Below are 25,200 nucleotides of genomic sequence, written 5' to 3'. Positions count from 1 at the left end.
GGCCCGGGGGGCGGCGCGGGGTGTGACCGGAGGGCGGCCGGGGTACAGGTGGTGCGGGCACCGCCCCGTTCGTGTGATGCCTGGCGCCGGCACGCCGTACGCCCGTATGTGTCATGTGCGCATCGCCTGTCGCGTCCTCATGGCGCGTATTTCCTCCGCGGGCTTTCTCCTGAGCCGTGCGCCGGGCGCAGCGGCTAGCGTTCTTCACGTGCCCTATTTCGACGCGGCCTCGTCCGCACCGCTGCATCCCGTGGCCCGGCAGGCGCTGCTCGCCGCCCTCGACGAGGGGTGGGCCGACCCGGCCCGGCTCCATCGCGAGGGGCGGCGCGCCCGGCTGCTGCTGGACGCCGCGCGGGAGACGGCCGCCGAGGCCGTCGGCTGCCGTCCGGACGAGCTGTCCTTCACCCCTTCGGGTACCCGCGCCCTGCACGACGGCATCGCCGGGGCGCTCGCCGGGCGCCGCCGGGCCGGGCGGCGGCTGATCGTCTCGGCCGTGGAGCACTCCGCGGTGTTCCAGGCCGCGGCGGCGCACGAGGCGTCCGGGGGCGCGGTCACCGAGGTCCCGGTGGACCGTACGGGCCGGGTCGCGCCGGACGCGTACGCGGCGGCCCTGAGCGAGGCCCCCGACGGTGTCGCGCTGGCCTGTCTGCAGTCCGCCAACCACGAGGTCGGCACGGTGCAGCCGGTGGACGCGGCGGCGGAGGCCTGCGCGGCGGACGGCGTGCCGCTGCTGGTGGACGCGGCCCAGTCGCTGGGCTGGGGCCCGGTGGAGGGCCGGTGGTCGCTGCTCACGGCGAGCGCCCACAAGTGGGGCGGCCCGCCGGGGGTCGGGTTCCTCGCGGTGCGCAAGGGCACGCGGTTCCGTCCGGCCCCGGTGGACGAGCGGGAGTACGGCCGGGCGCCGGGCTTCGAGAACCTTCCGGCCATCGTCGCGGCCGCCGCCTCGCTGCGCGCCGTACGGGCCGAGGCCGCCGAGGAGGGGGAGCGGCTGCGGGGGCTGGTGGACCGTATCCGGGCCCGGGTGCCGGAGCTGGTGCCGGACGTGGAGGTGGTCGGCGATCCGGAGCGGCGGCTGCCGCATCTGGTCACCTTCTCGTGTCTCTATGTCGACGGGGAGGCGCTGCTGCACGAGCTGGACCGGGCGGAGTTCTCGGTGTCCTCCGGTTCGTCGTGCACGTCGAGCACGCTGGTCCCCAGCCATGTGCTGCGGGCCATGGGGGTGCTGTCCGAGGGCAACATCCGGGTCTCGCTCCCGCGCGGCGCCTCGGGGACGGAGGTGGACCGGTTCCTGCAGGTGCTGCCGGGCGTCGTGGCCGGGGTGCGCGAGCGCCTGGGCGCCCCGGCGGGTGCCGGCGCCGCCCCGGCCGCCGAGCCCGCCGCCGGTCTCGTCCTGGACTCGCTGGGCAAGCGGTGCCCGATCCCGGTGATCGAACTGGCCAAGGTCATCGGCGAGGTGCCGGTGGGCGGGGTGGTGACCGTGCTGTCCGACGACGAGGCGGCGCGGCTGGACATTCCGGCGTGGTGCGAGATGCGGGGGCAGACGTACGAGGGTGAGCGCCCCGCCGAGCGCGGCACGGCGTACCGGGTGCGCCGCCGTACGTGAGACGCGTGCGGCGGCGGGGCCGGAGGAAACGTTCCCCCGGCCCCGCCGCCGCGTGCCGTGCCGTGCCCGTCAGGCCAGGTGGTCGCTGATCTCGGCCGCCGCCTCGTGGCCGTAGGCCTTGGCGAAGCGCTCCATGAAGTGGCCGCGGCGCAGCTCGTACTCCTGCGTGCCGACCGTCTCGATGACGAGCGTCGCGAGCATGCAGCCCACCTGGGCGGCGCGCTCCGGCGGGAGGTCCCAGGACAGGCCGGAGAGGAAGCCCGCGCGGAAGGCGTCGCCGACGCCCGTCGGGTCGGCCTTCTGCTCCTCCTCCGCGCAGCCGACGACGATCGGCTCCTCCCCCTCGCGCTCGATCCGGACGCCCTGGGCGCCCAGCGTGGTGACGCGGGTGCCGACCTTGGAGAGGATCTGCTCCGAGGTCCAGCCGGTCTTGGTCTCGATCAGCGCGGCCTCGTACTCGTTGGTGAAGAGGTACTTCGCGCCGCCCACCAGCACCCGGATGTCCTCGCCGTCCATGCGGGCGAGCTGCTGCGAGGGGTCGGCGGCGAACGGGATGCCGCGCGAGCGGCACTCCTCGGTGTGGCGGACCATCGCCTCCGGGTCGTCCGCGCCGATGAGCACCAGGTCCAGACCGCCGACCCGGTCGGCGACCGGCTGCAGCTCGATCTGGCGGGCCTCGCTCATGGCGCCGGTGTAGAAGGAGGCGATCTGGTTGTGGTCGTCGTCCGTGGTGCAGACGAAGCGCGCGGTGTGCTGCGTCCCGGAGATCCGGACGGACTGGGTGTCCACGCCGTGCCGGTCCAGCCAGGCACGGTACTCGGCGAAGTCCTCGCCGGCCGCGCCGACCAGGATCGGGCGCAGCCCGAGCGTCCCCATGCCGAAGCAGATGTTCGGGGCGACCCCGCCCCGGCGGACTTCGAGGGTGTCGACCAGGAAGGAGAGGGAGACCGTGTGCAGCTGGTCGGCGACCAGCTGATCGGCGAAGCGTCCGGGGAAGGTCATCAGATGGTCGGTGGCGATGGAGCCGGTGACGGCGATACGCACGAGAGCTGCTCCTGTTTCGGGGCGGCGGCGAAATCGGACGCCTCACGCTATCGGCTTCCCCGGCCGCTTACGAACGGGAGGAACTACCCGGTAGTAGGGCATACGGTGCGGAGATGACGGGGCGCGCGCCCGTGCGGGCCCCTTTCGACCGGGAGGCCCCATGCCGCAGCACGTCACCCCCGCCCAGGCCGCCGCCGGGGCGATCGAGCCCGACTCCCTGGCCGAACTGCGCGGCTGCGGGGCGCGGATGGCGCCGCACTGGGCGGTCCCGGTGGTCACCGTATCGCCTCCCGCCGCGCCCGTGTCCCCGTCGCGCATCCGCGGGATCACGGTCCCCGCCGCGTCCGCCGATCTGGTCGGCGGGATGTCCGACTACGGCGACTGAGAGCGGCGGCTGAGCACCGCGGCCGAAAAGCGGCGGAAAGAACGGAAGGAACCAGCCGCCCCTTCACCCCGTCACACCGGCAACCCCCTCGCGAGGGCAACGCCGGACAACGTGAGCGGAGCCGAAGGAGTGAAACGGTGAGCACCGAGGAGACCGACACCCCGCAGACCCCCGACGACGACCACCCGCGGCCGCGTCGGCGTTCCCGGCTGGCCGTCGTATCGGTGGCGGCCGCGGTGCTGGTCGCCGGTGGCGGCGGCGCCTACTGGGCCTCGACCGCGGCGAACGGCGGCGCCCGGGGCCCGGGCTCGGCGGGCGGATCCCCCCAGCCCCTCGCACTGGACGCGTACGCCGCCCCCGCGGGGCACGAGGGGATCGCGGTCGGCGAGCCCGATCCGCACGGCGGTGGCCGCTATGTGGTCGACGGAAAGCTGCCGGACGGACCCGATGAGGCGCCCGTCTACCGGACCGACGCCAAGGTCACCAAGGCCGATGTGGCGCGGCTGGCGAAGGCCCTGGACGTCTCCGGCAGCCCCCGCGACGACCACGGCAACTGGGAGGTCGGCGGCGCGAAGGACGGCCGGGGCCCGGTGCTGCGGGTGAGCCAGAAGGGGCCGGGCAGCTGGTCGTACTCCCGCTTCGGGTCCCCGGGTGGCGACACCTGCGTGCACCCGCCGGGCGCGGGGCCGAAAACCACCGACGAGCGCTGCCCGGCCTACCGCGAGGGCGACACGAAGACCGACAAGGCCGATAAGGCTGACCAGGCCGACGAGGCCGTGTCCGAGGAGAAGGCCGAGCGCGCCGCCGAGCCGGTACTGAAGGCGCTCGGGCTGACGGAGGCGAAGCTGAACGCGAGCGGCCGCTACGGCGCCGTGCGCATGGTGAACGCCGACCCGGTACTGGACAAGCTGCCCACCCAGGGCTGGACGACCAGCCTCCAGGTGGGCGCGGACGGCCGGCTGACCGGCGGGAACGGTGCGCTGTCGGCGCCGAAGGAGGGCGACAGCTATCCGCTGATCAGCGCGGAGCAGGCGCTGAAGAAGCTCAACGCCACGACCCCCAGGGGCGGCGCGGGCGGCTCCGGGAAGGTGACCGTGAAGTCGGTGACCTTCGGGCTGGCCGCGCACTCCGTGGAGGGGCGACGGGCGCTGGTGCCGTCGTGGATCTTCACGACGGAACCGACCGGGGCCAACGGCGTCGAGGCGACCCTCCCCTACCCGGCCGTGAAGCCGGAGTTCATCAAGAAGAAGGCGGACACCCGCGACGCCCCGGGCCAGGGCCGTGAGCACAGCGAGCCGGGCACCCCGGGCCGCGGCTCGAAGACCGACGACATCACCTCGTACAGCGCGGACGGGAAGACCCTGACGCTGCGCTTCTGGGGCGGGGTGTGCGACACCTACTCGGTCTCCGCCGACGAGACGCCGAAGCGGGTGACGGTCGAGGTCGAGGGCAAGCCGACCCATCCAGGCCAGGCGTGCATCCTCATGGCCAAGGAGATGACGAAGAAGGTCACGCTCGACAAGCCGCTGGACGGCCGTCAGGTCGTGGACAAGGCCACGGGCGAGAAGGTCCCGGCCCAGAAGAAGTAGGTCCCGGAAGAGGTAAGCACCCCGCACACACGCCGGAGGCGGCGGGTCCGGATGGACCCGCCGCCTCCGTATGCCGCCGGCCGAGCCTCAGCTGAAGGAGTCGCCGCAGGCGCAGGAGCCCGTGGCGTTCGGGTTGTCGATCGTGAAGCCCTGCTTCTCGATGGTGTCGACGAAGTCGATCGAAGCACCGCCCAGGTACGGGGCGCTCATCCGGTCGGTCACGACCTTGACGCCGTCGAAGTCCTTGACGACGTCGCCGTCGAGCGAGCGCTCGTCGAAGAAGAGCTGGTAGCGCAGGCCGGAGCAGCCACCGGGCTGGACGGCGACGCGCAGCGCGAGGTCGTCGCGACCCTCCTGCTCCAGCAGGCTCTTGACCTTCGACGCGGCGGCGTCGGACAGGATGATGCCCTCGCTCGCGGTGGTCTCGTCCTGAACGGTCATCTGCTTCTCTCCCGGGTCGTACGGACTGCTTGCCGTTGGAACCAACCAACGGCGCCCCGGATTCATTCCGGGCCCAGCGCATGTTCCTGGCTCTTCATGCTCGCACACGGGACCGGTGGACCGTAATGCGTCACATCGACGCGATGTCCATCGTCAATATGACGTGAAGCAGCTATGATAGATAGCGTCAAATTGACGATTAGGGTTCCGAGTGAAGAAAGAAGGGTGCGTGTCGTGACCACCGCCCAACCCCTCGACGTCCAGCCGACCCCGCTCGCGCTGCTGCTCCTCGGCCGTGACGCCGACCCCAGGAGCGAGCGCGGCGTGGAGTGCCCCGGCGACCTCCCCGCGCCCTCCGACCCGGACCTGGTGGCACGTGCCCGGGCGGCCAAGGAGAAGCTCGGCGACAAGGTCTTCGTGCTCGGCCACCACTACCAGCGCGACGAGGTCATCGAGTTCGCCGATGTCACCGGGGACTCCTTCAAGCTCGCCCGTGACGCGGCGGCCCGGCCGGACGCCGAGTACATCGTCTTCTGCGGTGTGCACTTCATGGCGGAATCCGCCGACATCCTGACCGGCGACGCCCAGCAGGTCGTCCTCCCCGACCTGGCGGCGGGCTGCTCGATGGCCGACATGGCCACCGCCGAGCAGGTCGCCGAGTGCTGGGACGTGCTGACCGAGGCGGGCGTCGCCGAGGCGACGGTGCCCGTCTCGTACATGAACTCCTCCGCCGACATCAAGGCCTTCACCGGCCGCCACGGCGGGACGATCTGCACCTCCTCCAACGCCCGGCGCGCGTTGGACTGGGCCTTCCAGCAGGGCGAGAAGGTGCTGTTTTTGCCCGACCAGCACCTGGGCCGCAACACGGCGGTGCGGGACATGGGCATGTCGCTGGACGACTGTGTCGTCTACAACCCGCACAAGCCCGGCGGCGGGCTGACCACCGAGCAGCTGCGCGCCGCCAAGATGATCCTGTGGCGCGGCCACTGCTCCGTGCACGGCCGCTTCTCGCTGGAGTCCGTGCGCGAGGTCCGCGAGCGCATACCGGGCGTCAATGTGCTGGTGCACCCCGAGTGCAAGCACGAGGTGGTCGCGGCGGCCGACCTGGTCGGCTCGACCGAATACATCATCAAGACCCTCGAGGCCGCCCCGCCCGGCAGCAAGTGGGCCATCGGCACCGAGCTGAACCTCGTCCGGCGGCTGGCGAACCGATTCGCCGCGGAGGACAAGGAGATCGTCTTCCTCGACAAGACGGTGTGCTTCTGCTCGACCATGAACCGGATCGACCTGCCGCACCTGGTCTGGGCCCTGGAGTCGCTGGTCGCGGGCAAGGTCGTGAACCGCATCCAGGTCGACGCGGAGACCGAGGCCCACGCCAAGGCCGCGCTGGAGCGGATGCTGGCGCTCCCGTAGGTCCTCCCCCGCCCGGGGGTCATGCCCCCGGGCGGACCAGGCCCGTTTCGTACGCGATGACCACCAGCTGCGCCCGGTCCCGGGCGCCCAGCTTCGCCATCGCCCGGTTGACGTGCGTCTTCACCGTCAGCGGGCTGACCTCCAGGCGGGTGGCGATCTCGTCGTTGGAGTGGCCGCCGCCGACCTGGACCAGGACCTCGCGCTCACGGCCCGTGAGGGCGTCCAGCCGGGAGGCGTCGTACGCGGCGTCGCCGGAGCCCGGGGCGCCCTGGGCCAGGAAGCGGGCGATCAGCCCCTTGGTGGCGGCCGGGGAGAGCAGCGCCTCGCCCGCCGCCGCGATGCGGATCGCGGAAAGCAGCTCGCCGGGTTCGGCGCCCTTGCCGAGGAAGCCGCTCGCCCCGGCCCGCAGCGAGTCCACCACGTACTCGTCGACCTCGAAGGTCGTCAGCATGACCACCCGGACGTCCGAGAGCCGCGGATCCTCGCTGATCATGCGGGTGGCGGCGAGCCCGTCCGTACCGGGCATGCGAATGTCCATCAGCACCACGTCGGCGCCCTTGGCCCGCACGATCTCGACCGCCTCGGCGCCGTCCGACGCCTCCCCCACCACCTCCATGTCGGGCTCCGAGTCGACCAGTATCCGGAACGCGCTGCGCAGCAGCGTCTGGTCGTCGGCGAGCAACACCCTGATCGTCATGACTCCCCTCCCCTGCGGGTCTGCAGGGGAAGTGTCGCCCGTACCTGGAAGCCGCCCTCGGGGCGGGGTCCCGCCTCGCAGGTGCCGCGCAGCGCGGCGACCCGTTCGCGCATCCCCAGCAGCCCGTGCCCGCCACCCGCGTCGTCGGACGGGGTTCCGACGCCGTCGTCCCGGACCGTGATCTCCAGCGCGCCCTCCGTGCGGACGATACGGACCTCCGCCTTGACCTCGGGCCCGGCGTGCTTGTGCACATTGGTCAGCGCCTCCTGGACGACCCGGTACGCGGTGAGGTCCACCGAACCGGCGAGCGTCCCGAGGCCCTCCCGCGGGTGCGCCTCGACCTCGACCCGCATCCCGGCCCGTACGAAGCCCTCCACGAGCTGGTCGAGGACGCCGAGGCCCGGCGCGGGCTCGGTGGGGGCGGCGGGGTCGCCGTACTGCCGGAGCAGACCGACGGTGGCGCGCAGCTCGTCCAGCGCCGAGCGGCTGGCCTGGCGCACGTGCGCCAGCGCCTCCTTCGCCTGGTCCGGGCGGTTGTCCATGACGTGCGAGGCGACCCCGGCCTGGACGTTGACCAGCGCGATGTGGTGCGCGACGACGTCGTGCAGCTCGCGGGCGATCCGCAGCCGCTCCTCGGCGACCCGGCGCCGGGCCTCCTCCTCGCGGGTGCGCTCGGCGCGCTCGGCCCGCTCCTCGATGGCGGCGATGAAGGCGCGGCGGCTGCGGACGGCGTCGCCCACGGCGGCCGCGAGCCCGGCCCAGGCGAAGATGCCCCAGTTCTCCTGCGCGTACCAGGGGGTGAGCCCGAACAGCATCCCGGTGCCGGTCAGCAGCACGGCCGTGACCGCGCCGATCCGCCAGGTGGTGGACCGGTCGGTGCGCGCGGCGACGGTGTAGAGCGCGACCACGACCCCGAACACGATCGAGGTGCGCGGCGGTCCCTGGTCGTTGGTGACGATCTCGATGACGCTGATCACGCAGGTGAACGCCAGCACCGCGCGCGGCAGCTCGCGGCGCAGGACGAGCGACGCCGAGGAGAGGGTGGCCAGCAGTCCGAAGAAGACACCGATGTGCTGGCGCTCGTGCAGATGCGGGTTGGACGCCGCGCCGATCAGGATCAGGGCGAGGCAGCCGAGGGCCACCAGGGTGTCCAGGGCGCGGGGATGGGCGGCCAGCCAGCGGTGCGGACGGGCCAGGCCAGGCCCGACGGCGAGGGGAGTCACGGGATCCAACGGTAAACGCCACGCCCGGCCGCTTCGGCGGCGTCCTGCCCCCGCCTCCCCTACGGCATCGGCGGGATCCGCTGTGACCTGGGAGGACGCACGGTCTGCGGGCACGGTGCTCAGCCCGGGATGAGGCCGTCGTCCTTGAGCATCGCCTTGACTTCCTCCAGCGTCGCCTCCGGGGCGGGCAGGATCAGCCCCGACGGTTCCAGCGCGTCCGCGGGCAGCGGCTCACCGGCCGAGCGCACCGCGTCGAGGAGCGCGCCGAGCGTGCGCCGGAAGGCATCGTGGTCGCCGCCTTCGATGGCGGCGAGCAGATCGTCGTCCAGCTGGTTGAGTCCGGGCAGATGGCTGTCGTCCACCCGCATCTGCCCCTCCCCCATGATCCGTACGATCATGACGACCTCCTTGGGACGCCGGAGACCACGCCCGGGTGAGGGGCGGCTACTGCTTGTCGAACTTGTGCTGGTCCTGCGACTGCTGCGACTGCCCCTGGCCGCCGCTTTCGATCGCCTGCTGCGGGCCGCCGCCGGACAGCTCGGCCTTCATCCGCTGCAGCTCCAGCTCGACGTCCGTACCGCCGGAGATCCGGTCCAGCTCGGCCGCGATGTCGTCCTTGGCCATCCCGGACTGGTCGTCGAGCGCGCCGGAGGCCAGCAGCTCGTCGATCGCGCCCGCGCGGGCCTGGAGCTGCGCGGTCTTGTCCTCGGCGCGCTGGATCGCCATGCCGACGTCGCCCATCTCCTCGGAGATGCCGGAGAACGCCTCGCCGATCCGGGTCTGCGCCTGGGCCGCGGTGTAGGTGGCCTTGATGGTCTCCTTGCGGGTGCGGAACGCGTCGACCTTGGCCTGCAGCCGCTGCGCGGCCAGGGTGAGCTTCTCCTCCTCGCCCTGCAGCGTCTGGTGCTGCGTCTCCAGGTCGGTGACCTGCTGCTGCAGCGCGGCACGGCGGGACAGCGCCTCGCGCGCCAGGTCCTCCCGGCCGAGCGCGAGCGCCTTGCGGCCCTGGTCCTCCAGCTTGGCGGACTGGCCCTGCAACTGGTTCAGCTGCAGCTCCAGGCGCTTGCGGGAAGTGGCCACGTCGGCCACCCCGCGCCGCACCTTCTGCAGCAGCTCCAACTGCTTCTGGTACGAGTAGTCCAGGGTCTCGCGCGGGTCCTCGGCCCGGTCCAGGGCCTTGTTGGCCTTCGCGCGGAAGATCATCCCCATACGCTTCATGACACCGCTCATGGGCCTCGCGCGCCCCCTTCTGACGGACTTGTGACACCGGCACACCCAACAGACCCAGCCTACGGGCCCTGCTTCCATTACCGCACTGTTCCGTCCGTCCCGCGCTCCTCCTCCAGAACGATCGCGGCCCGGGCGCCTCCGGCGCAGGGAGGAGCGCGACCACTCCGGCACCCCCGGCCCGCTCCGCCCCGGCTTGTCCGGTTGGCCGCGATTCGCCGCGATTCGCGACGGCTTCACCGGGGCTCACCGCGGAAAGCGGTTGCCGGATCTTTCCCCCTGACGCTGGGGCCCACACCCGGCAACCCGTACCCTTGGGCTTTGTGTTCCGAAGCCGTTCCAAGGATGAGCAGGCCGCCACCGCCAAGGTGACCGCGGGCCAGCCGCAGCAGCCCCGTGACCCTCAGGCGCCCAAGGGCCGCCCCACACCCAAGCGCAGCGCGTCGCAGTCGCAGCGCCGCAGCCTGGCGAATACGCCGACCAACCGCAAGGACGCCGCCAAGCGGCAGCGGGAGGCCCGGCGCTCCGACCTGGCGCGCCAGCGCGAGGCCCTGGCGGGAGGTGACGAGCGCTACCTCCCGGCCCGCGACAAGGGCCCGGTCCGCCGGTTCGCCCGTGACTTCGTGGACTCGCGATTCGTCATCGCCGAGTTCTTCCTGCCGCTCGCCGTGCTGATCATGGTGCTCAGCATGATCCAGGCCGGTGCCATGCAGAGCTATGTGCTGCTGCTGTGGATGGTCGTCATCGTGCTGATCGTCCTGAACTCGTTCGTGATCGCCTTCCAGCTCAAGCGGCAGCTGCGCCAGAAGTTCCCCGACGGGAACACCAAGGGCGCCATCGCGTACGCCCTCATGCGCACCCTCCAGATGCGCCGGCTGCGCCTGCCCAAGCCGCAGGTCAAGCGCGGAGAGCGGCCCTGAGCGGGACCTCCGGCTTCGCCGGAGGGGCGGCCGGCTGGCTCGGTGGCCTCGGGGGGTTACGGAACACGGTCCGGCAGGCCCTGGTCGCCCATCAGCTCGATGAGCAGATCACCTCGCGGTTCCGGTTCGACCAGCGCCTGAAGGTCCTCGACGTCGGCCCCGGCCAGGGTACCCAGGCCCTGCGATTAGCCCGCGCGGGCCATGAGGTGACGGGCCTGGAATCCGATCCGGCGATGCTGGAGGCGGCCCGTGCCGCCCTGGCCGACGAGCCCGAGGGCATCCGGCAGCGGGTGCGGCTGCTGGAGGGCGACGGCCGCGACACCGGGGCGCACTTCCTGCCCGGCGCCTTCGACGTGGTGCTGTGCCACGGGGTGCTGATGTACGTGGCCGAACCGGACCCGCTGCTCGCCGGGCTGGCCCGGGTCCTGGCCCCCGGCGGGCTGCTCTCGCTCCTGGTGCGCAACGCCGACGCGCTCGCGATGCGCCCGGGGCTGGCCGGTGACTGGAGCACCGCGCTCAGCTCGTTCGACTCCCCGGCGTACACCAACCGCCTCGGGCTCCAGGTGCGCGCCGACCGGCGCGAGGAGCTGACCACCACGCTCACCGCGATCGGGGCGCCCCTGCACGCCTGGTACGGGGTGCGGGTCTTCACCGACCAGGCCCCCGACGCCGCCGAGCCCCCGCCGTCCCCCGAATGGGACCGGCTGCTGGCCGCCGAGGAGCGGGCCGGGCGCACCGACCCCTACCGCTCGGTGGCGGCGCTGCTGCACCTGTGCGGGGTGCGCGGCTGAGGCCGCCGGACCGGCGGCGCCGTCGTCCCGGCGCCGCCCCGCTCCTCGTAGCCGGCTACTCCGCGCGCAGGCTCATCGGGCCGTAGATCTTCGACCCGTCCTCGAAGAGCGTGACCTGCTCCGCCCCGCCCTCCAGGAGCGCCTTCCACTCCTCACCGATCCACGACTCCGCGTCCCCCTGGGTCGGGAACTCCTCGGGCTGCACCGCGGGCGCCGTCTCCGTCCCGTCGGACTTCTCGAACCGCCACGTCCAGGCCATGTTCGCCTCCTCCATCCCACCGGTCCACACGTGATGTCTGCCCGCAGCCTAGGCGACTGATCACTCCGTACGGCTCCGAACGGATCGGTACGTCTCCGCGGAGGGTGACCCGGCGCGCCCGCCCCGCGGGGACGCGAGACGATCGGGGCGTGGAACTCACTCTTCTGGGCACCGGGGCCCCCGACGGACTGCCGCGCCACGGCTGTCCCTGCGCGGCCTGCGCCACCGCCGTCGGCGACGAGGCGCGGGCGGCGACGGCACTTCTGATCGACAGCGCGCTGCTCCTCGACCTCACCCCCGGCGCCGCCTTCGCGGCGGCGCGGGCCGGGTACTCGCTGGTCGGGGTGCGGCAGGTGCTGCTGTCGCATCCGCACGCGGGCCCCGCCGTGGAGTTCCCAGCCGGGCTCCCGGCGCCGGGGCGGGTCCCGGACGGGCGCGAGCTGGCCCTGATCAGCGGCCACCGGGTGCGGGCCGTCGCCCTGGACTCGCCCGGTACGGGGTACGAGGTGACCGGGCCCGACGGCACCCGCCTGCTGTATCTGCCGCCGGGCGGCGCCCCGTCCGGGCTGTCCGGGCTGTCCGGGCCCGGGCAGGCCCAGCCGTACGACATGGTGGTGCTCGACGTACTCGGCCGCCCGGACGCGCTGGCCCGGCTCCGGTCGTCCGGCGCCGTGGGGGCCACCACCGATGTCGTGGCCGTCCACATCGACCACACCGTGCCCCCCGGCGCCGAGTTGCACCGCCGCCTCGCCACGGCGGGCGCGCGGACCGTCCCGGACGGCAGCACGCTGAACGTCGGCGAGTACCACGAGGTGCCGGACCTGCCGCGGCGCACCCTGGTGCTGGGCGGGGCGCGCTCCGGCAAGTCCCTCGAAGCGGAACGGCGGCTGGCCGCCTTCCCCGACGTGCTGTACGTGGCCACCGGCGGCACCCGCGACGGCGACCAGGAGTGGGCCGCCCGCATCGCCGCCCACCGCGACCGGCGGCCCGGCTCGTGGCGTACCGCCGAGACCTGCGACCTGGTGCCGCTGCTCGCGGAGGGCGGCGCCCCGCTGCTGATCGACTGTCTGGCGCTGTGGCTCACCGACGCGATGGACTCGGTCGGCGCGTGGGACGACGACAAGTGGTCCCACGGCGGTGAACGCGCCCTCCACGAACGGGTCGCCGCCCTCGTCGCGGCCGTGCGGTCGACGGAGCGGACGGTGGTGGCGGTCAGCAACGAGGTCGGCGCCGGGGTGGTCCCCGCGACGGCCGCGGGGCGCCGCTTCCGGGACGAACTGGGGCGGCTGAACGCGGGGGTCGCGGGCGAGTGCGAGCAGGTGCTGCTGGTGGTGGCGGGCCAACCCCTCCCGCTCCGCGGCTGACCCGGGGGAAGTCCCCCACCCCGCCCCTCCCCGAAACCGGAGCTCCGCCCCGGCCCCCGCTCGGGGGCTCCGCCCCCGAACCCCCGCCGGGGCTCCGCCCCTGGACCCCGCTCCTCAAACGCCGGAGGGGCTGGGGGTGGGGCATCACCGCCCCGGGCCCGCTCCCCAAACGCCGGAGGGGCTGGGAGTGGGGCATCACCGCCCCGGACCCACTCCCCAAACGCCGGAGGGGCTGGGAGTGGGGCATCACCGCCCCAGACCCACTCCCCAAACGCCGGAGGGGCTGGGAGTGGGGCATCACCGCCCCAGACCCACTCCCCAAACGCCGAAGGACCTGGAGACGGGGCATCACCACCCCAGACCCACTCCCCAACTCCCGAACGGCCTGAAGGCAGGGCATCACCACCCCAAACTCACTCCCCAACTCCCGAAGGACCTGGAGGCGGGGCATCACCGCCCCGGGCCCGCTCCTCAACTTGGGGCTGGGGGTGGGGCATCACCGCCCCGGGCTCCGGCCGGGCGCGGCATGGCCGCCGTGCGCCGGGCCCGGCGTCTCGAGAGGGCCGCCCCCGTACCCACGGCGGGACAGCCCGCCCGGGCGCCCACCGGGCCCAGCCCGGGGACCCCGGTCGGCCGCGCCCCCGTCTCCGCTCCCCAAGCGGACCCCAGCTACCGCTGGGCGGGCGGCGGAGACGCCGGGGGCCCGGGGGTGGCCCCCCGGTTTCGGGAAGGGGCGGGGCTGGGGACACAACGCGCTCACCCCCGCCCGGCGGCAGACAGATGGCCGGGCCCCGGGGCTCTTCGTGGGGCTTGGGCCCCAACAGCGCATGGCCGGTAGGGTTCACGGCGTGAGCAGCGGCCTGAATCTCGATGACTTCGTCGACCTGATCGAGCGCCCCGACGGGGGCATACGACGTGACGCCGAGGAGCGGCGGGAGCGGCTGGCGCCGCCGCCCGGAGCGCTCGGGCGGCTGGACGAGCTGGGCGAGTGGCTGGCCGCCGCTCAGCAGCAGGTGCCCGTCAAGCCCATCGAGCGGCCCCGGGTGGTGCTGTTCGCGGGCGACCACGGCATCGCGGAGCTGGGCGTCTCCGCCCGCCCCGCGGGAAGCGCGCACCGGCTCGTCCGGGCCGTGATCGACGGCGAGAGCAGCGTCGCCGTGCTCGCCCGCCGCTTCGGGGTACCCGTCCGCGTCGTCGACATGGCGCTGGACTGCGACCCCGCCGAGCTGCCCGCGGAGGTCACCCGGCACCGGGTGCGCCGGGGTTCGGGGCGGCTCGACATCGAGGACGCGCTGACCGCCGAGGAGGCCGAGCAGGCGTTCCGCACGGGCATGGCCATCGCCGACGAGGAGGCCGACGCGGGCACGGACCTGCTGGTGCTGGGCGACCTCAGCGTGGGCGGCACCACCGCCGCGGCCACGCTGACCGCCGCGCTGTGCGGCACGGACGCGTCCGTGGTGACCGGGCGCGGCGGGGCCGGGATCGACGATCTGGCGTGGATGCGCAAGTGCGCGGCGATCCGTGACGGGCTGCGCCGGGCCCGCCCGGTCCTCGGCGACCAGCTCCAGCTGCTGGCCACGGTCGGCGGCGCGGACCTCACCGCGATCACCGGCTTCCTGCTGCAGAGCGCGGTGCGCCGCACCCCCGTGATCCTGGACGGCGTGGTCTCGGCGGCCTGTGCCCTGGTCGCCCAGCGGGTGGCGTTCCGTGCGCCGGACTGGTGGCTGGCGGGCCAGGCGAGCGGCGAACCGGCGCAGGAGAAGGCGCTCGACCGGATCGCGCTCACTCCGCTGATGGACCACGGCGTCACCGTGGGCGAGGGCGCGGGGGCGCTGCTGGCGCTGCCGCTGGTCCAGGCGGCCGCGGCGCTCGCGGGGGAACTGCCCGAGCGCGAGCCCGAAAAGGACTGACGGGGGCTCAGGAGGGTTCGGAGAAGCCGCCGATCCAGTCCTGGAACCTGCGCCGCAGCCCGTTCCAGCGCGCGTCGTGGCGGGCCGCCCGGCGGCGGGCCCGCGCCAGGGCGCGCGGCCGGTGGCGGTAGGCGCGGCGCGCCCACGGCGATCCGGGGCGCGCCAGCCGTACGGCGCCGACGATCGCCACCAGCGGCACCAGCACCCCGATCACCGCGACCCGCAGCTTGCCCTTGACGAGGGCCAGCAGGGCGAAGCCGAAGTTGACGGAGACCTCCGCGACCACCGCCCCGCGGTCGCCTCGCTCGGCGTCCGACACGTCGTTCACCCCGAACGGCAGGAAGCCGCTGAGCACCAGGGCGACCAGGGCCGCGGTGACCACGACGACCTCGACGCTCTGTCTGCCCTGCTCGGACCAGTAGACGTCGTGCAGATGGAGAATCAGCGCGAACTCGTCCAGCACCAGCCCCGCGCCCACCCCGAAGAGGACCGCCGAGACCGCGGCCCCCACTCCGTGCCGTCCGCTCCCGACCGCGCCGAAGCCGCCGATGACGATCAGCACGACGCCGGGCACCACATGGTGGATGTGCGTCCCGCCGGAGGAGACGTCGTGGAACGGGCCCTTGCCCGCCCTGATCAGCCGGGTGATCGTGCGCGTGATCAGGAACGAGAGGATGAACGAGGCCAGCGCGAGGAGCAGCGGCAGCTTGCCGGGCTCGACGATGTTGCGTTCCCACCAATGGCCCATGGCCCGTCAGCGTCGCGCGATACTCTGCGGCGCGATGGACACCACGCCGGAGCAGTCCCCCGACCGCCAGCCGGAACCGGACCCGGAGCAGCCGCCGGAACCGGACCCGGAGATACCGCCGCACCCCGGCGCGGACATACCGCCGCGTCCGGCGCACCCGCCGCGCGCCTCCCTCGACGACGGCCTCCGCTTCGCCTTCGGCACGCTCACGGCGCTGCCCGTACGGGTGGCGCGCTGGGATCGTGAGGCGGCGCGCGTCGGCATGCTGTGCGCCCTGCCGGTCGGGCTGACGGTCGGGCTGTGCGCGGCCGCGGTGGGCGGTGTGCTGCTGTTCCTGGGCGCCGGGCCGCTGCTCGCGGCGGTCGCCACCGTCGCCGTACCCGCCGTAACCACCCGCGGGCTGCATCTCGACGGGCTCGCGGACACCGCCGACGGGCTCGGCAGCGGCAAGCCCGCCGACGAGGCGTTGCGGATCATGAAGCGCTCGGACATCGGCCCGTTCGGCGTCATCACCCTGCTGTTCGTGCTGCTCGCGCAGGTGGCGGCGCTGGCCGAGCTGTACGGGGAGAGCTGGACGCGCGGCGCGGTGGCCGCCGCCGCGGCGGGGCTCGTCGCGCGGTGCGCCCTGACCCTCGCGGCCCGTCAGGGGATGCCGGCGGCCCGGCCGGAGGGGCTGGGCGCCGCGGTGGCGGGGGTGGTGCCGTCCCGGGCGGCCGTCGGCGCGGCGGCGCTGGCCGTCGTCGCTTGCGCGGCGGCGGGCGCGCTGGTCGACGTGTACGCCATGCCGGCGCACGGGCTGGCGGCGCTGGCCGGGCTCGCGGCCGCGGACCTGCTGTCGCGCCACTGCGTGCGCCGTTTCGACGGTGTGACGGGCGACGTCTTCGGCGCCCTCGCCGAAACCGCGGGCACGGCGGTCCTGCTGGTCCTGACCTTCGGCTGATGGGCTCAGGAGGCGCGCCGCGCCTCGGAATAAGCTGGGCGCACGGCTGACCACACCCGACGTCGGCCGGACCTATCGGAAGTAGGGATCCGACCACTGTGACTGCACTGACTCTCAGCACCTCCTCCGCCGCGACGCTGCGCGCGGATGCCATCGTCGTCGGCGTGGCGAAGGGGCCCAAGGGCCCCGTCATCGCCCCGGGCGCCGAGGCCGTGGACAAGGCGTTCGGCGGGAAGCTCGCCACCGTTCTGGAGACGCTCGGCGCGACTGGAGCCGAGGGTGAGGTGACCAAGCTGCCCGCCGCGTCCGGGCTCAAGGCCCCGGTCGTGCTGGCGGTCGGCCTGGGCGAGGCTCCGGCGAAGGGCGACGGCTTCGACGCCGAGGCGCTGCGCCGTGCGGCGGGCTCGGCCGCCCGGGCGCTCGCGGGGTCGAAGAAGGGCGCGTTCGCGCTGCCGGTCGAGGACGCGGCGGCCGCTGCCGCGGTCGCCGAGGGCGCGCTGCTCGGCGCGTACGCGTACGACAAGGCCAACAGCAACGGCAATGGCGCCAAGGGCGGCAAGAGCAAGGGCGACGAGGACAAGAAGAACAACGGTCCGCTCGCCGAGGTGGCCCTGCTCGGCGCCAAGCCGCGCGACAAGGCGTACAAGGCGGCGGCCGAGCGGGCCACGGCGCTGATCGCCGAGGTCAACCGGGCCCGCGACCTGATCAACACCCCGTCCAACGTGCTCGACCCGGCCTCGTTCGCGGCGGCCGCCGTGACCGCGGCCAAGGAGCACGGGCTGAAGACGGAGGTGCTGGACGAGAAGGCCCTCGCGAAGGGCGGCTACGGCGGCATCCTGGGCGTGGGCCAGGGCTCGGAGGCCCCGCCGCGGCTGGTGCGGATCGCGTACACCCACCCCAAGGCGGAGAAGACGCTCGCACTGGTCGGCAAGGGCATCACGTACGACTCGGGCGGCATCTCGCTGAAGCCGGCCGGTCACAACGAGACCATGAAGTGCGACATGAGCGGCGCGGCCGCGGTGTTCGCCGCGGTGGTGGCGGCGGCCAAGCTGGGGCTGCGGGTCAACGTCACCGGCTGGCTGGCGCTGGCCGAGAACATGCCGTCGGGTTCGGCGACCCGTCCCGGCGATGTGCTGTCGATGTACAGCGGCAAGACGGTCGAGGTGCTGAACACGGACGCCGAGGGCCGGCTCGTGCTCGCGGACGCGCTCACCCGCGCGTGCGAGGAGAAGCCGGACGCGATCGTGGACGTGGCGACGCTGACCGGTGCGATGGTGGTGGCGCTGGGCAACCGCACGTTCGGGATCATGTCGAACGACGACGCGTTCCGCACCGCGCTGCACGAGATCGCGGAGGAGGCGGGCGAGGCGTCCTGGCCGATGCCGCTCCCGGCCGATCTCCGCAAGGGCATCGAGTCCCCGGTCGCCGACCTGGCGAACATCGGCGATCGCATGGGGGGCGGCCTGGTGGCCGGTGTCTTCCTGAAGGAGTTCATCGAGGACGGCATCGCCTGGGGTCACCTGGACATCGCGGGTCCCGCCTTCAACGACGGCGGCCCGTTCGGCTACACCCCCAAGGGCGGCACGGGCTCGGCGGTCCGCACCCTGGTGCGGTTGGCGGAGCGCACCGCCGACGGGGACCTAGGCTGAGCGGCAGGCCCCTTTACCGGGTACCGCCGGGTAACCCCCGATCCCACCTGATCCGGGGGCCGGAGATATCTCACACAGCGGCCCCGCGTCCCGCCTTCCGTCAACAAGTGCGAAGATGTTGTCCCGGCAGGACAGGGCCCCCACACCAGGGCTGCGAGCAAGAAGCGGCCGAACAATCGCCGCCGCCCGGCCACCCACGGTCGGCCCGGCGCACCCATGCATGGAGGACGTGACGTGGCGAACGACGCCAGCACCGTTTTCGACCTAGTGATCCTCGGAGGCGGTAGCGGCGGTTACGCCGCTGCCCTGCGCGCGGCGCAGCTGGGTCTGGACGTCGCCCTGATCGAGAAGGACAAGCTGGGCGGCACCTGTCTGCACCGCGGCTGCATCCCCACGAAGGCTCTGCTGCACGCCGGTGAGCTGGCCGACCAGGCTCGTGAGGGCTCGGAATTCGGCGTGAAGACCACCTTCGAGGGCATCGACATCGAGGGTGTGCACAAGTACAAGGACGGCGTGGTCTCGGGCCTGTACAAGGGCCTGCAGGGTCTGATCGCCTCCCGCAAGGTCACCTATGTGACGGGCGAGGGCCGGCTGTCGTCGCCGACCTCCGTCGATGTGAACGGCGAGCGCTACACCGGCCGCCACATCCTGCTCGCCACCGGTTCGGTGCCGAAGTCCCTGCCGGGCCTGGAGATCGACGGCAACCGCGTCATCTCCTCGGACCACGCCCTGGTCCTGGACCGGGTTCCGAAGTCCGCGATCGTGCTGGGCGGCGGCGTCATCGGCGTCGAGTTCGCCTCCGCGTGGAAGTCCTTCGGGGCCGACATCACCATCGTCGAGGCGCTTCCCCACCTCGTCCCGGTCGAGGACGAGAACAGCTCCAAGCTGCTGGAGCGCGCCTTCCGCAAGCGCGGCATCAACTTCTCCCTGGGCTCCCGGTTCTCGGGCGTCGAGTACACCGACGACGGCGTCAAGGTCTCGCTGGAGAACGGCAAGACCTTCGAGGCCGAGGTGCTGCTCGTGGCCGTGGGCCGCGGCCCGGTCTCGCAGGGCCTGGGCTACGAGGAGGCCGGGGTCGCCATGGACCGCGGCTACGTCCTGGTCGACGAGTACATGCAGACCAACGTGGAGACCATCTCCGCCGTCGGCGACCTGGTCCCCACGCTCCAGCTGGCCCACGTCGGCTTCGCCGAGGGCATGCTGGTGGCCGAGCGGCTGGCCGGTCAGAACCCCGTTCCGATCGACTACGACGGCGTGCCCCGGGTGACGTACTGCCACCCCGAGGTCGCCTCCGTCGGCATCACCGAGGCCAAGGCCAAGGAGCTGTACGGTGCGGACAAGGTCGTCGCCCTGAAGTACAACCTCGCGGGCAACGGCAAGAGCAAGATCCTCAAGACCGCGGGCGAGATCAAGCTCGTCCAGGTCCGCGACGGTGCTGTCGTCGGCGTCCACATGGTCGGTGACCGCATGGGTGAGCAGGTCGGCGAAGCCCAGCTGATCTACAACTGGGAGGCGCTGCCGGCCGAGGTCGCGCAGCTCGTCCACGCCCACCCCACCCAGAACGAGGCGCTCGGCGAGGCCCACCTGGCGCTTGCCGGCAAGCCGCTGCACTCCCACGACTAGTAGTCCGAGCGCGCGACCCATTCCGCACAGATCGTTAAGGAGCAACCGAACACCATGGCGGTATCCGTAACCCTGCCGGCGCTCGGCGAGAGCGTGACCGAGGGCACCGTCACCCGCTGGCTCAAGGCCGAAGGTGAGCGCGTCGAGGCCGACGAGCCGCTGCTCGAGGTCTCGACCGACAAGGTCGACACCGAGATCCCGGCGCCCAGCGCCGGTGTGCTGACGTCCATCAAGGTGGCCGAGGACGAGACGGTCGAGGTCGGCGCCGAGCTGGCCGTCATCGACGACGGCGAGGGCGCCCCCGCCGAGGCTCCCGCCCCGGCGGCCGAGCCCGAGCCGGCGGCCCAGCCCGAGCCCGCCCCCGCCGCCGAGGCCCCGGCCGCCGAGCCGGCCGCGGCCGCCCCGGCCGGCGGTGCCGAGGGCACCGACGTCGTCCTGCCCGCGCTGGGCGAGTCGGTGACCGAGGGCACCGTGACCCGCTGGCTCAAGGAGGTCGGCGAGTCGGTCGAGGCCGACGAGCCGCTGCTCGAGGTCTCCACCGACAAGGTCGACACCGAGATCCCCGCCCCGACCGCCGGCACCCTGCTGGAGATCCTGGTCGGCGAGGACGAGACCGCCGAGGTCGGCGCCAAGCTCGCCGTGATCGGCGCGGCCGGTGCCGCTCCGGCCGCCGCGCCCGCCGAGGCCCCGGCCGCCCCCGCCCCGGCCCCCGAGCCGGCCAAGCAGGAGGCCCCGGCCCCGCAGGCCCCGAGCGCCCCGGCGCCGCAGGCCGCCACCCCGGAGCCGGTCGCTCCGGAGCCGGCCCCGGCCGCTCCGGCGCCCGCCCCGGCCCCGGCCGCCAAGGCCCCGTCCATCCCGGCTCCGGCCTCCCCCGAGGCCGAGGGCGCGTACGTGACCCCGCTGGTGCGCAAGCTCGCCGCGGAGCACGGCGTGGACCTGGGCACCGTCAAGGGCACCGGCGTGGGCGGCCGCATCCGCAAGCAGGATGTCGTCGCCGCCGCCGAGGCCGCCAAGGCCGCGGCCCAGACCCAGGCGCCGGCTCCGGCCGCCGCCGCCGCGCCGAAGGCCAAGCAGGAGGTCTCCCCGCTGCGTGGCCAGACCATCAAGATGCCGCGGATGCGCAAGGTCATCGGCGACAACATGATGAAGGCGCTGCACGGCCAGGCCCAGCTGACCAGCGTGGTCGAGGTGGACGTCACCAAGGTCATGCGGCTGCGCGCCCAGGCCAAGGAGTCGTTCGCGCAGCGTGAGGGCGTCAAGCTCTCGCCGATGCCGTTCTTCGTGAAGGCCGCCGTCCAGGCGCTGAAGGCCCACCCGGCCGTCAACGCCCGGATCAACGACGACGACACGATCACGTACTTCGACGTGGAGAACGTCGGCATCGCGGTGGACGCCGAGAAGGGCCTGATGACCCCGGTCATCAAGGGCGCCGGTGACCTGAACATCGCGGGCATCGCCAAGAAGACGGCGGAGCTGGCGGGCAAGGTCCGCTCCAACAAGATCACCCCGGACGACATGTCCGGTGCCACCTTCACGATCAGCAACACCGGCTCGCGCGGTGCCCTGTTCGACACGATCATCGTGCCCCCGAACCAGGTCGCCATCCTGGGCATCGGCGCGACCGTCAAGCGTCCGGTGGTCATCAACCACCCGGACCTGGGCGAGACCATCGCGGTGCGCGACATGACGTACGTGGCGCTCTCCTACGACCACCGCCTGGTGGACGGTGCCGACGCGGCCCGCTACCTGACCGCGGTCAAGGAGATCCTGGAGGCCGGCGAGTTCGAGGTCGAGCTCGGCCTCTGAGCCCCCCGCGGCAGACGGCCGCGCCCCGCACGGGTCTTTCCGTGCGGGGCGCGGCCCTTTTTCGTGCCTTCCGGCTCCGGGTCTTTCCGGCTCCGGACCGCGATGCTTCCGCTGCCTGGATAATGACTTCCGTTCACCGCTGGTTCCGAAGGAGCGCTCCCTATGATCCCGCCCGTCGTCCACTCGCTGCGCGAGCAGATCCGCGAGCACATCGTGGAGGGGATCGTCAGCGGGCGGTGGAAGCCGGGCGAGCGGATCGTGGAGCGGCGTATCGCGACCGAGCTGGAGGTGAGCCAGACGCCCGTCCGGGAGGCGCTGCGCGAGCTGGAGACGCTGCGGCTGATCGAGTCGGCCCCGAACAAGGGCGTCCGGGTGCGGAATCTGACCGCGGCCGATCTGGAGGAGATCTATCCGGTGCGGGCGGGGCTGGAGCAGATCGCCGCCGAGCTGGCGGCGCCCCGGCTGGCCGAGGACACCTCGGCGCTGGAGCCCGAGGTGCGGGCGCTGTACGAGGCGGACCGCAGGGCCGACGGCGAGGCCCAGGTGCGGCACACGGTGGCCTTCCACCGGGAGCTGGTGCGGGCGTCGGGCAACAGCGTGCTGCTGCACACCTGGGAGTCGCTGGGCATCGAGATCTGGACGACGCTGTCGATCCGCTGGCTGGGCACCGTGCAGCAGTCGTACGCCGAGGAGCACCAGGCCGTCGTGGACGCGTTCCGGAGGCGTGATCCGCGGGTGGGTGAGCTGGTCAAGGCGCATGTACTCGGCTGTGCACCGCGTGCCTGATTTCGCGGCACGGAATGCCAATTTCGGCCTACGGACAAGTTTTTCCCTTCATCTACTTTGATCGATCATCGATCAGAACTTACAGTCGACCGCATGACCGATCTCGCTAGCACGCAGCCGAGTGCGCTCGACCAGTTCCCCGACCGGGACCCCGAGGAGACCGCCGAGTGGGGCGCCTCGCTCGCGGCCGTCACCCAGGCCGCCGGCCCGCATCGCGCCTCGTACCTGATGCGCCGCACCCTGGAACGCGCCGAGGGCGCCGGTCTGTCGCTGCCGCCGTTGCTGGAGTCGGACTACGTCAACACCATCCCGACCGCCGCGGAGCCCGCGTTCCCCGGTGACGAGGCCATGGAGCGCCGGATCACCGCCTGGAACCGGTGGAACGCGGCGGCGATGGTCACCCGTGGCAGCGCGGACGGCCTCGGCGGTCACATCGCCACCTTCGCCTCCGCCGCCTGGCTCTACGAGACGGGCTTCCAGCACTTCTTCCGCGGCAAGGAGGCCGACGGCAGCGGCGACCAGCTCTACATCCAGGGCCACGCCTCCCCCGGCATCTACGCCCGCGCCTTCCTCGACGGCCGGCTGACCGAAGCGCACCTGGACCGCTTCCGCCGGGAGGCCGGCGGCGACGGACTGCCCTCCTATCCGCATCCGCGCCGGACGCCCTGGCTGTGGGAGTTCCCCACCGTCTCCATGGGCCTCGGCCCGATCTCGGCGATCTACCAGGCCCGCTTCAACCGCTACCTTGCCGCCCGCGGCATCAAGGACACCGCCAACTCCCACGTGTGGGCCTTCCTCGGCGACGGCGAGATGGACGAGCCGGAGTCGACCGCCGCACTCGCCCTCGCCGGGCGCGAGGGCCTGGACAACCTCACGTTCGTCATCAACTGCAACCTGCAGCGCCTCGACGGCCCGGTGCGTGCCAACTTCAAGATCGTGCAGGAGCTGGAGGCCCAGTTCCGCGCCGCCGGGTGGAACGTCGTCAAGTCGCTGTGGGGCTCCGCCTGGGACGAGCTGTTCGCGGCGGACACCTCCGGTGCGCTGGCCCGTCGGCTGCGCGAGGTCCCCGACGGCCAGTTCCAGACGTACGCGACCCGCGACGCCGCGTACATCCGCGAGCACTTCTTCGGCACCGACCCGGCCCTCGCCCAGCTGGCGAAGACGCTGTCCGACGCCAAGCTGGCCGAGTGTTTCCACACCTCCCGCGCGGGCCACGAGCCGCGCAAGGTGTACGCGGCCTACCGCGCGGCCGTGGAGCACAAGGGCGCCCCGACGGTCGTCCTCGCCCAGACCGTCAAGGGCTACACGCTCGGCCCGACCTTCGAGTCGCGCAACGCGAACCACCAGATGAAGAAGCTGACCGGCAAGGAGTTCCGCGCCATGCGCGACCTCCTGGAGCTGCCCATCCCGGACAGCAAGCTGGACGAGTCGCTGGTCCCCTACGCCCACCCCGGCCAGGACTCCCCCGAGGTGCGCTACCTCCAGGAGCGCCGCGCCGAGCTCGGCGGCCCCGCCCCGGCCCGCAAGGTCCACCCCGTGGCCCTGCCCGAGCCCTCGGCGAAGCCCTTCGAGACCCTGGCCAAGGGCTCCGGCAGCCAGGAGATCGCCACGACCATGGCCTTCGTGCGCCTGGTCAAGGACCTGATGCGGGACAAGGAGACCGGCCGCCGCTGGGTGCCGATCGTGCCCGACGAGGCCCGTACCTTCGGCATGGAGTCGCTGTTCCCGACCGCCGGGATCTACTCCCCGCTCGGCCAGACCTACGACCCGGTCGACCGCGATCAGCTCCTGTACTACAAGGAGGCCGAGAACGGTCAGATCCTCAACGAGGGGATCACCGAGGCCGGTTCGATGGCCGACTTCACCGCCGCCGCCACGTCGTACGCGACGCACGGCGAGCCGATGATCCCCTTCTACATCTTCTACTCGATGTTCGGCTGGCAGCGCACCGCCGACCAGATGTGGGCGCTCGGCGACCAGCTCGGCCGCGGCTTCCTGATCGGCGCCACCGCCGGCCGCACCACCATGACCGGTGAGGGCCTGCAGCACGCCGACGGCCACTCGCACCTGATCGCCTCCACCAACCCGGCGGCGCTCGCCTACGACCCGGCGTTCGCGTACGAGGTCGGCGTGATCGTGCGGGACGGGCTGCGGCGGATGTACGGCCCGCAGGCCGAGGACGTCTTCTACTACCTCACGGTCTACAACGAGACCAAGGTGCAGCCGCCCATGCCGCAGCGCGAGGGCGTCGAGGAAGGCATCGTCAAGGGCCTCTACCGGTTCCAGGAGGCCGAGGCGCCCGCCGCCGACGCCCCCCGGATCCAGCTCCTCGCCTCCGGCACCGCCATCCACTGGGTGCTGGAGGCCCAGAAACTGCTCGCCGACGACTGGGGCGTGGCCGCCGACGTGTGGTCCGCCACCTCCTGGAGCGAGCTGCGCCGCGACGCCCTGTCCTGTGACGCGGCGCAGCTCAACGGCGAAGACCGGGTCCCGTACGTCACCCGTGCCCTGGCAGGCGCACCGGGCCCGGTCCTCGCGGTCAGCGACTGGATGCGGGCGGTACCGGACCAGATCAGCCAGTGGGTCGAGCAGGACTGGTACTCGCTCGGCACCGACGGCTTCGGCCTCTCCGACACCCGCGACGCGGCCCGCCGCCACTTCGGGGTGGACGTCCCGTCGATCGTGGTCGCCGCGCTGGCCCGGCTCGCCAAGCAGGGCGCGGTCAAGGCCACGGCCCCCAAGGAGGCCGCCCAGCGCTACGGCATCTGAGCGCGCGGCGCCG

General features: G+C 72.9%; 22 protein-coding genes. 14 read left to right on the top strand and 8 right to left on the bottom strand.

The annotated features are described in order from the left end of the window. Positions 1–208: 208 nt before the first annotated feature. Positions 209–1,603: an aminotransferase class V-fold PLP-dependent enzyme gene (locus tag ABZ562_RS05685; RefSeq protein ID WP_361474484.1), complete on the top strand. Its 1,395-nt coding sequence runs from the start codon at positions 209–211 to the stop codon at positions 1,601–1,603. A gap of 69 nt (positions 1,604–1,672) precedes the next feature. On the opposite strand, the gene ABZ562_RS05680 is transcribed toward ABZ562_RS05685, so the two are convergent. Further along, on the bottom strand, positions 1,673–2,647 hold the full coding sequence (locus tag ABZ562_RS05680) for a carbohydrate kinase family protein (protein ID WP_361474482.1): 975 nt from the start codon (positions 2,645–2,647) through the stop codon (positions 1,673–1,675). Positions 2,648–2,807: 160 nt separating this feature from the next. Here ABZ562_RS05680 and ABZ562_RS05675 point away from each other — a divergent pair, with 160 nt between their 5' ends. Both ABZ562_RS05675 and ABZ562_RS05670 read left to right on the top strand, forming a co-directional pair. Beyond that, positions 2,808–3,032: a hypothetical protein gene (locus ABZ562_RS05675; protein WP_361474479.1), complete on the top strand. Its 225-nt coding sequence runs from the start codon at positions 2,808–2,810 to the stop codon at positions 3,030–3,032. A 137-nt stretch (positions 3,033–3,169) separates the two neighbouring features. Beyond that, positions 3,170–4,621 (top strand): hypothetical protein, encoded by a 1,452-nt coding sequence (locus ABZ562_RS05670; RefSeq protein ID WP_361474476.1) that lies wholly within the window; start codon positions 3,170–3,172, stop codon positions 4,619–4,621. Between the two features lie 87 nt (positions 4,622–4,708). Here the strand turns inward: ABZ562_RS05670 and erpA are convergent, their stop codons facing one another. Then, entirely contained in the window at positions 4,709–5,062 is a 354-nt protein-coding gene (gene erpA / locus ABZ562_RS05665) for an iron-sulfur cluster insertion protein ErpA (protein ID WP_135340779.1), read from the bottom strand. A 225-nt stretch (positions 5,063–5,287) separates the two neighbouring features. Between erpA and nadA the strand changes: the two genes are divergently transcribed. Beyond that, positions 5,288–6,475 carry a quinolinate synthase NadA gene (gene nadA, locus ABZ562_RS05660; protein WP_361474472.1) on the top strand — a complete coding sequence of 396 codons (1,188 nt, stop codon included), beginning with the start codon at positions 5,288–5,290 and terminating at the stop codon, positions 6,473–6,475. 19 nt (positions 6,476–6,494) lie between these two features. Here the strand turns inward: nadA and ABZ562_RS05655 are convergent, their stop codons facing one another. The 4 genes from ABZ562_RS05655 to ABZ562_RS05640 all read right to left on the bottom strand — a co-directional run bounded on the left by ABZ562_RS05655 (position 6,495) and on the right by ABZ562_RS05640 (position 9,625). After that, a complete protein-coding gene (locus ABZ562_RS05655; RefSeq protein ID WP_361474469.1) occupies positions 6,495–7,172 on the bottom strand; it encodes a response regulator transcription factor in 678 nt (225 codons plus the stop codon). Further along, complete coding sequence (locus ABZ562_RS05650; RefSeq protein WP_361474466.1) at positions 7,169–8,404, bottom strand: sensor histidine kinase; 1,236 nt, start codon at positions 8,402–8,404, stop codon at positions 7,169–7,171. Before ABZ562_RS05650 ends, ABZ562_RS05655 begins: the two co-directional genes overlap by 4 nt. Before the next feature lie 110 nt (positions 8,405–8,514). Further along, a complete protein-coding gene (locus ABZ562_RS05645; RefSeq protein WP_361474463.1) occupies positions 8,515–8,793 on the bottom strand; it encodes a hypothetical protein in 279 nt (92 codons plus the stop codon). A 46-nt stretch (positions 8,794–8,839) separates the two neighbouring features. Next, positions 8,840–9,625: a PspA/IM30 family protein gene (locus ABZ562_RS05640; RefSeq protein WP_361474460.1), complete on the bottom strand. Its 786-nt coding sequence runs from the start codon at positions 9,623–9,625 to the stop codon at positions 8,840–8,842. Positions 9,626–9,945: 320 nt separating this feature from the next. Here ABZ562_RS05640 and ABZ562_RS05635 point away from each other — a divergent pair, with 320 nt between their 5' ends. Both ABZ562_RS05635 and ABZ562_RS05630 read left to right on the top strand, forming a co-directional pair. Continuing rightward, positions 9,946–10,542, top strand: coding sequence for a DUF3043 domain-containing protein (locus tag ABZ562_RS05635; protein ID WP_361474457.1), 597 nt, complete (start codon positions 9,946–9,948; stop codon positions 10,540–10,542). An 80-nt stretch (positions 10,543–10,622) separates the two neighbouring features. Then, positions 10,623–11,333, top strand: a complete 711-nt coding sequence (locus ABZ562_RS05630) for a methyltransferase domain-containing protein (RefSeq protein WP_361474559.1) — start codon at positions 10,623–10,625, stop codon at positions 11,331–11,333. A 55-nt stretch (positions 11,334–11,388) separates the two neighbouring features. Here the strand turns inward: ABZ562_RS05630 and ABZ562_RS05625 are convergent, their stop codons facing one another. Further along, entirely contained in the window at positions 11,389–11,592 is a 204-nt protein-coding gene (locus ABZ562_RS05625; RefSeq protein ID WP_361474454.1) for a hypothetical protein, read from the bottom strand. 149 nt (positions 11,593–11,741) lie between these two features. Here ABZ562_RS05625 and ABZ562_RS05620 point away from each other — a divergent pair, with 149 nt between their 5' ends. Together ABZ562_RS05620 and cobT are read left to right on the top strand one after the other, a co-directional pair. Then, positions 11,742–12,956, top strand: coding sequence for a bifunctional adenosylcobinamide kinase/adenosylcobinamide-phosphate guanylyltransferase (locus ABZ562_RS05620; RefSeq protein WP_361474452.1), 1,215 nt, complete (start codon positions 11,742–11,744; stop codon positions 12,954–12,956). An 860-nt stretch (positions 12,957–13,816) separates the two neighbouring features. Beyond that, positions 13,817–14,866, top strand: coding sequence for a nicotinate-nucleotide--dimethylbenzimidazole phosphoribosyltransferase (cobT, locus tag ABZ562_RS05615; protein WP_361474558.1), 1,050 nt, complete (start codon positions 13,817–13,819; stop codon positions 14,864–14,866). A 7-nt stretch (positions 14,867–14,873) separates the two neighbouring features. On the opposite strand, the gene ABZ562_RS05610 is transcribed toward cobT, so the two are convergent. Beyond that, positions 14,874–15,614: a hypothetical protein gene (locus ABZ562_RS05610; RefSeq protein WP_361474449.1), complete on the bottom strand. Its 741-nt coding sequence runs from the start codon at positions 15,612–15,614 to the stop codon at positions 14,874–14,876. A 34-nt stretch (positions 15,615–15,648) separates the two neighbouring features. Between ABZ562_RS05610 and ABZ562_RS05605 the strand changes: the two genes are divergently transcribed. From ABZ562_RS05605 to aceE, 6 genes are all read left to right on the top strand, one after another. Beyond that, on the top strand, positions 15,649–16,554 hold the full coding sequence (locus tag ABZ562_RS05605) for an adenosylcobinamide-GDP ribazoletransferase (protein WP_361474447.1): 906 nt from the start codon (positions 15,649–15,651) through the stop codon (positions 16,552–16,554). A gap of 98 nt (positions 16,555–16,652) precedes the next feature. After that, entirely contained in the window at positions 16,653–18,203 is a 1,551-nt protein-coding gene (locus ABZ562_RS05600; protein ID WP_361474445.1) for a leucyl aminopeptidase, read from the top strand. A 234-nt stretch (positions 18,204–18,437) separates the two neighbouring features. After that, positions 18,438–19,826 (top strand): dihydrolipoyl dehydrogenase, encoded by a 1,389-nt coding sequence (lpdA, locus tag ABZ562_RS05595; protein ID WP_055551007.1) that lies wholly within the window; start codon positions 18,438–18,440, stop codon positions 19,824–19,826. Between the two features lie 54 nt (positions 19,827–19,880). Next, a complete protein-coding gene (gene sucB / locus ABZ562_RS05590; RefSeq protein WP_361474442.1) occupies positions 19,881–21,632 on the top strand; it encodes a 2-oxoglutarate dehydrogenase, E2 component, dihydrolipoamide succinyltransferase in 1,752 nt (583 codons plus the stop codon). Between the two features lie 162 nt (positions 21,633–21,794). Further along, positions 21,795–22,418: a GntR family transcriptional regulator gene (locus ABZ562_RS05585; protein WP_055551003.1), complete on the top strand. Its 624-nt coding sequence runs from the start codon at positions 21,795–21,797 to the stop codon at positions 22,416–22,418. A 93-nt stretch (positions 22,419–22,511) separates the two neighbouring features. Then, on the top strand, positions 22,512–25,187 hold the full coding sequence (gene aceE / locus ABZ562_RS05580) for a pyruvate dehydrogenase (acetyl-transferring), homodimeric type (RefSeq protein ID WP_361474438.1): 2,676 nt from the start codon (positions 22,512–22,514) through the stop codon (positions 25,185–25,187). Positions 25,188–25,200 lie beyond the last annotated feature (13 nt).

Source organism: Streptomyces sp. NPDC019937 (assembly GCF_040631655.1).
Lineage (GTDB): Bacteria > Actinomycetota > Actinomycetes > Streptomycetales > Streptomycetaceae > Streptomyces.
This window is presented reverse-complemented; position numbering and strand designations above follow the sequence as displayed.

What these genes read in the sequence shown, in the direction of transcription:
- ABZ562_RS05625 (WP_361474454.1), bottom strand. Translation starts at nt 11,592, where the DNA reads ATGGCCTGGACGTGGCGGTTCGAGAAGTCCGACGGGACGGAGACGGCG.
- ABZ562_RS05645 (WP_361474463.1), bottom strand. Translation starts at nt 8,793, where the DNA reads ATGATCGTACGGATCATGGGGGAGGGGCAGATGCGGGTGGACGACAGC.
- ABZ562_RS05640 (WP_361474460.1), bottom strand. Translation starts at nt 9,625, where the DNA reads ATGAGCGGTGTCATGAAGCGTATGGGGATGATCTTCCGCGCGAAGGCC.
- ABZ562_RS05610 (WP_361474449.1), bottom strand. Translation starts at nt 15,614, where the DNA reads ATGGGCCATTGGTGGGAACGCAACATCGTCGAGCCCGGCAAGCTGCCG.
- ABZ562_RS05675 (WP_361474479.1), top strand. Translation starts at nt 2,808, where the DNA reads ATGCCGCAGCACGTCACCCCCGCCCAGGCCGCCGCCGGGGCGATCGAG.
- aceE (WP_361474438.1), top strand. Translation starts at nt 22,512, where the DNA reads ATGACCGATCTCGCTAGCACGCAGCCGAGTGCGCTCGACCAGTTCCCC.
- erpA (WP_135340779.1), bottom strand. Translation starts at nt 5,062, where the DNA reads ATGACCGTTCAGGACGAGACCACCGCGAGCGAGGGCATCATCCTGTCC.
- ABZ562_RS05585 (WP_055551003.1), top strand. Translation starts at nt 21,795, where the DNA reads ATGATCCCGCCCGTCGTCCACTCGCTGCGCGAGCAGATCCGCGAGCAC.
- sucB (WP_361474442.1), top strand. Translation starts at nt 19,881, where the DNA reads ATGGCGGTATCCGTAACCCTGCCGGCGCTCGGCGAGAGCGTGACCGAG.
- ABZ562_RS05655 (WP_361474469.1), bottom strand. Translation starts at nt 7,172, where the DNA reads ATGACGATCAGGGTGTTGCTCGCCGACGACCAGACGCTGCTGCGCAGC.
- ABZ562_RS05605 (WP_361474447.1), top strand. Translation starts at nt 15,649, where the DNA reads ATGGACACCACGCCGGAGCAGTCCCCCGACCGCCAGCCGGAACCGGAC.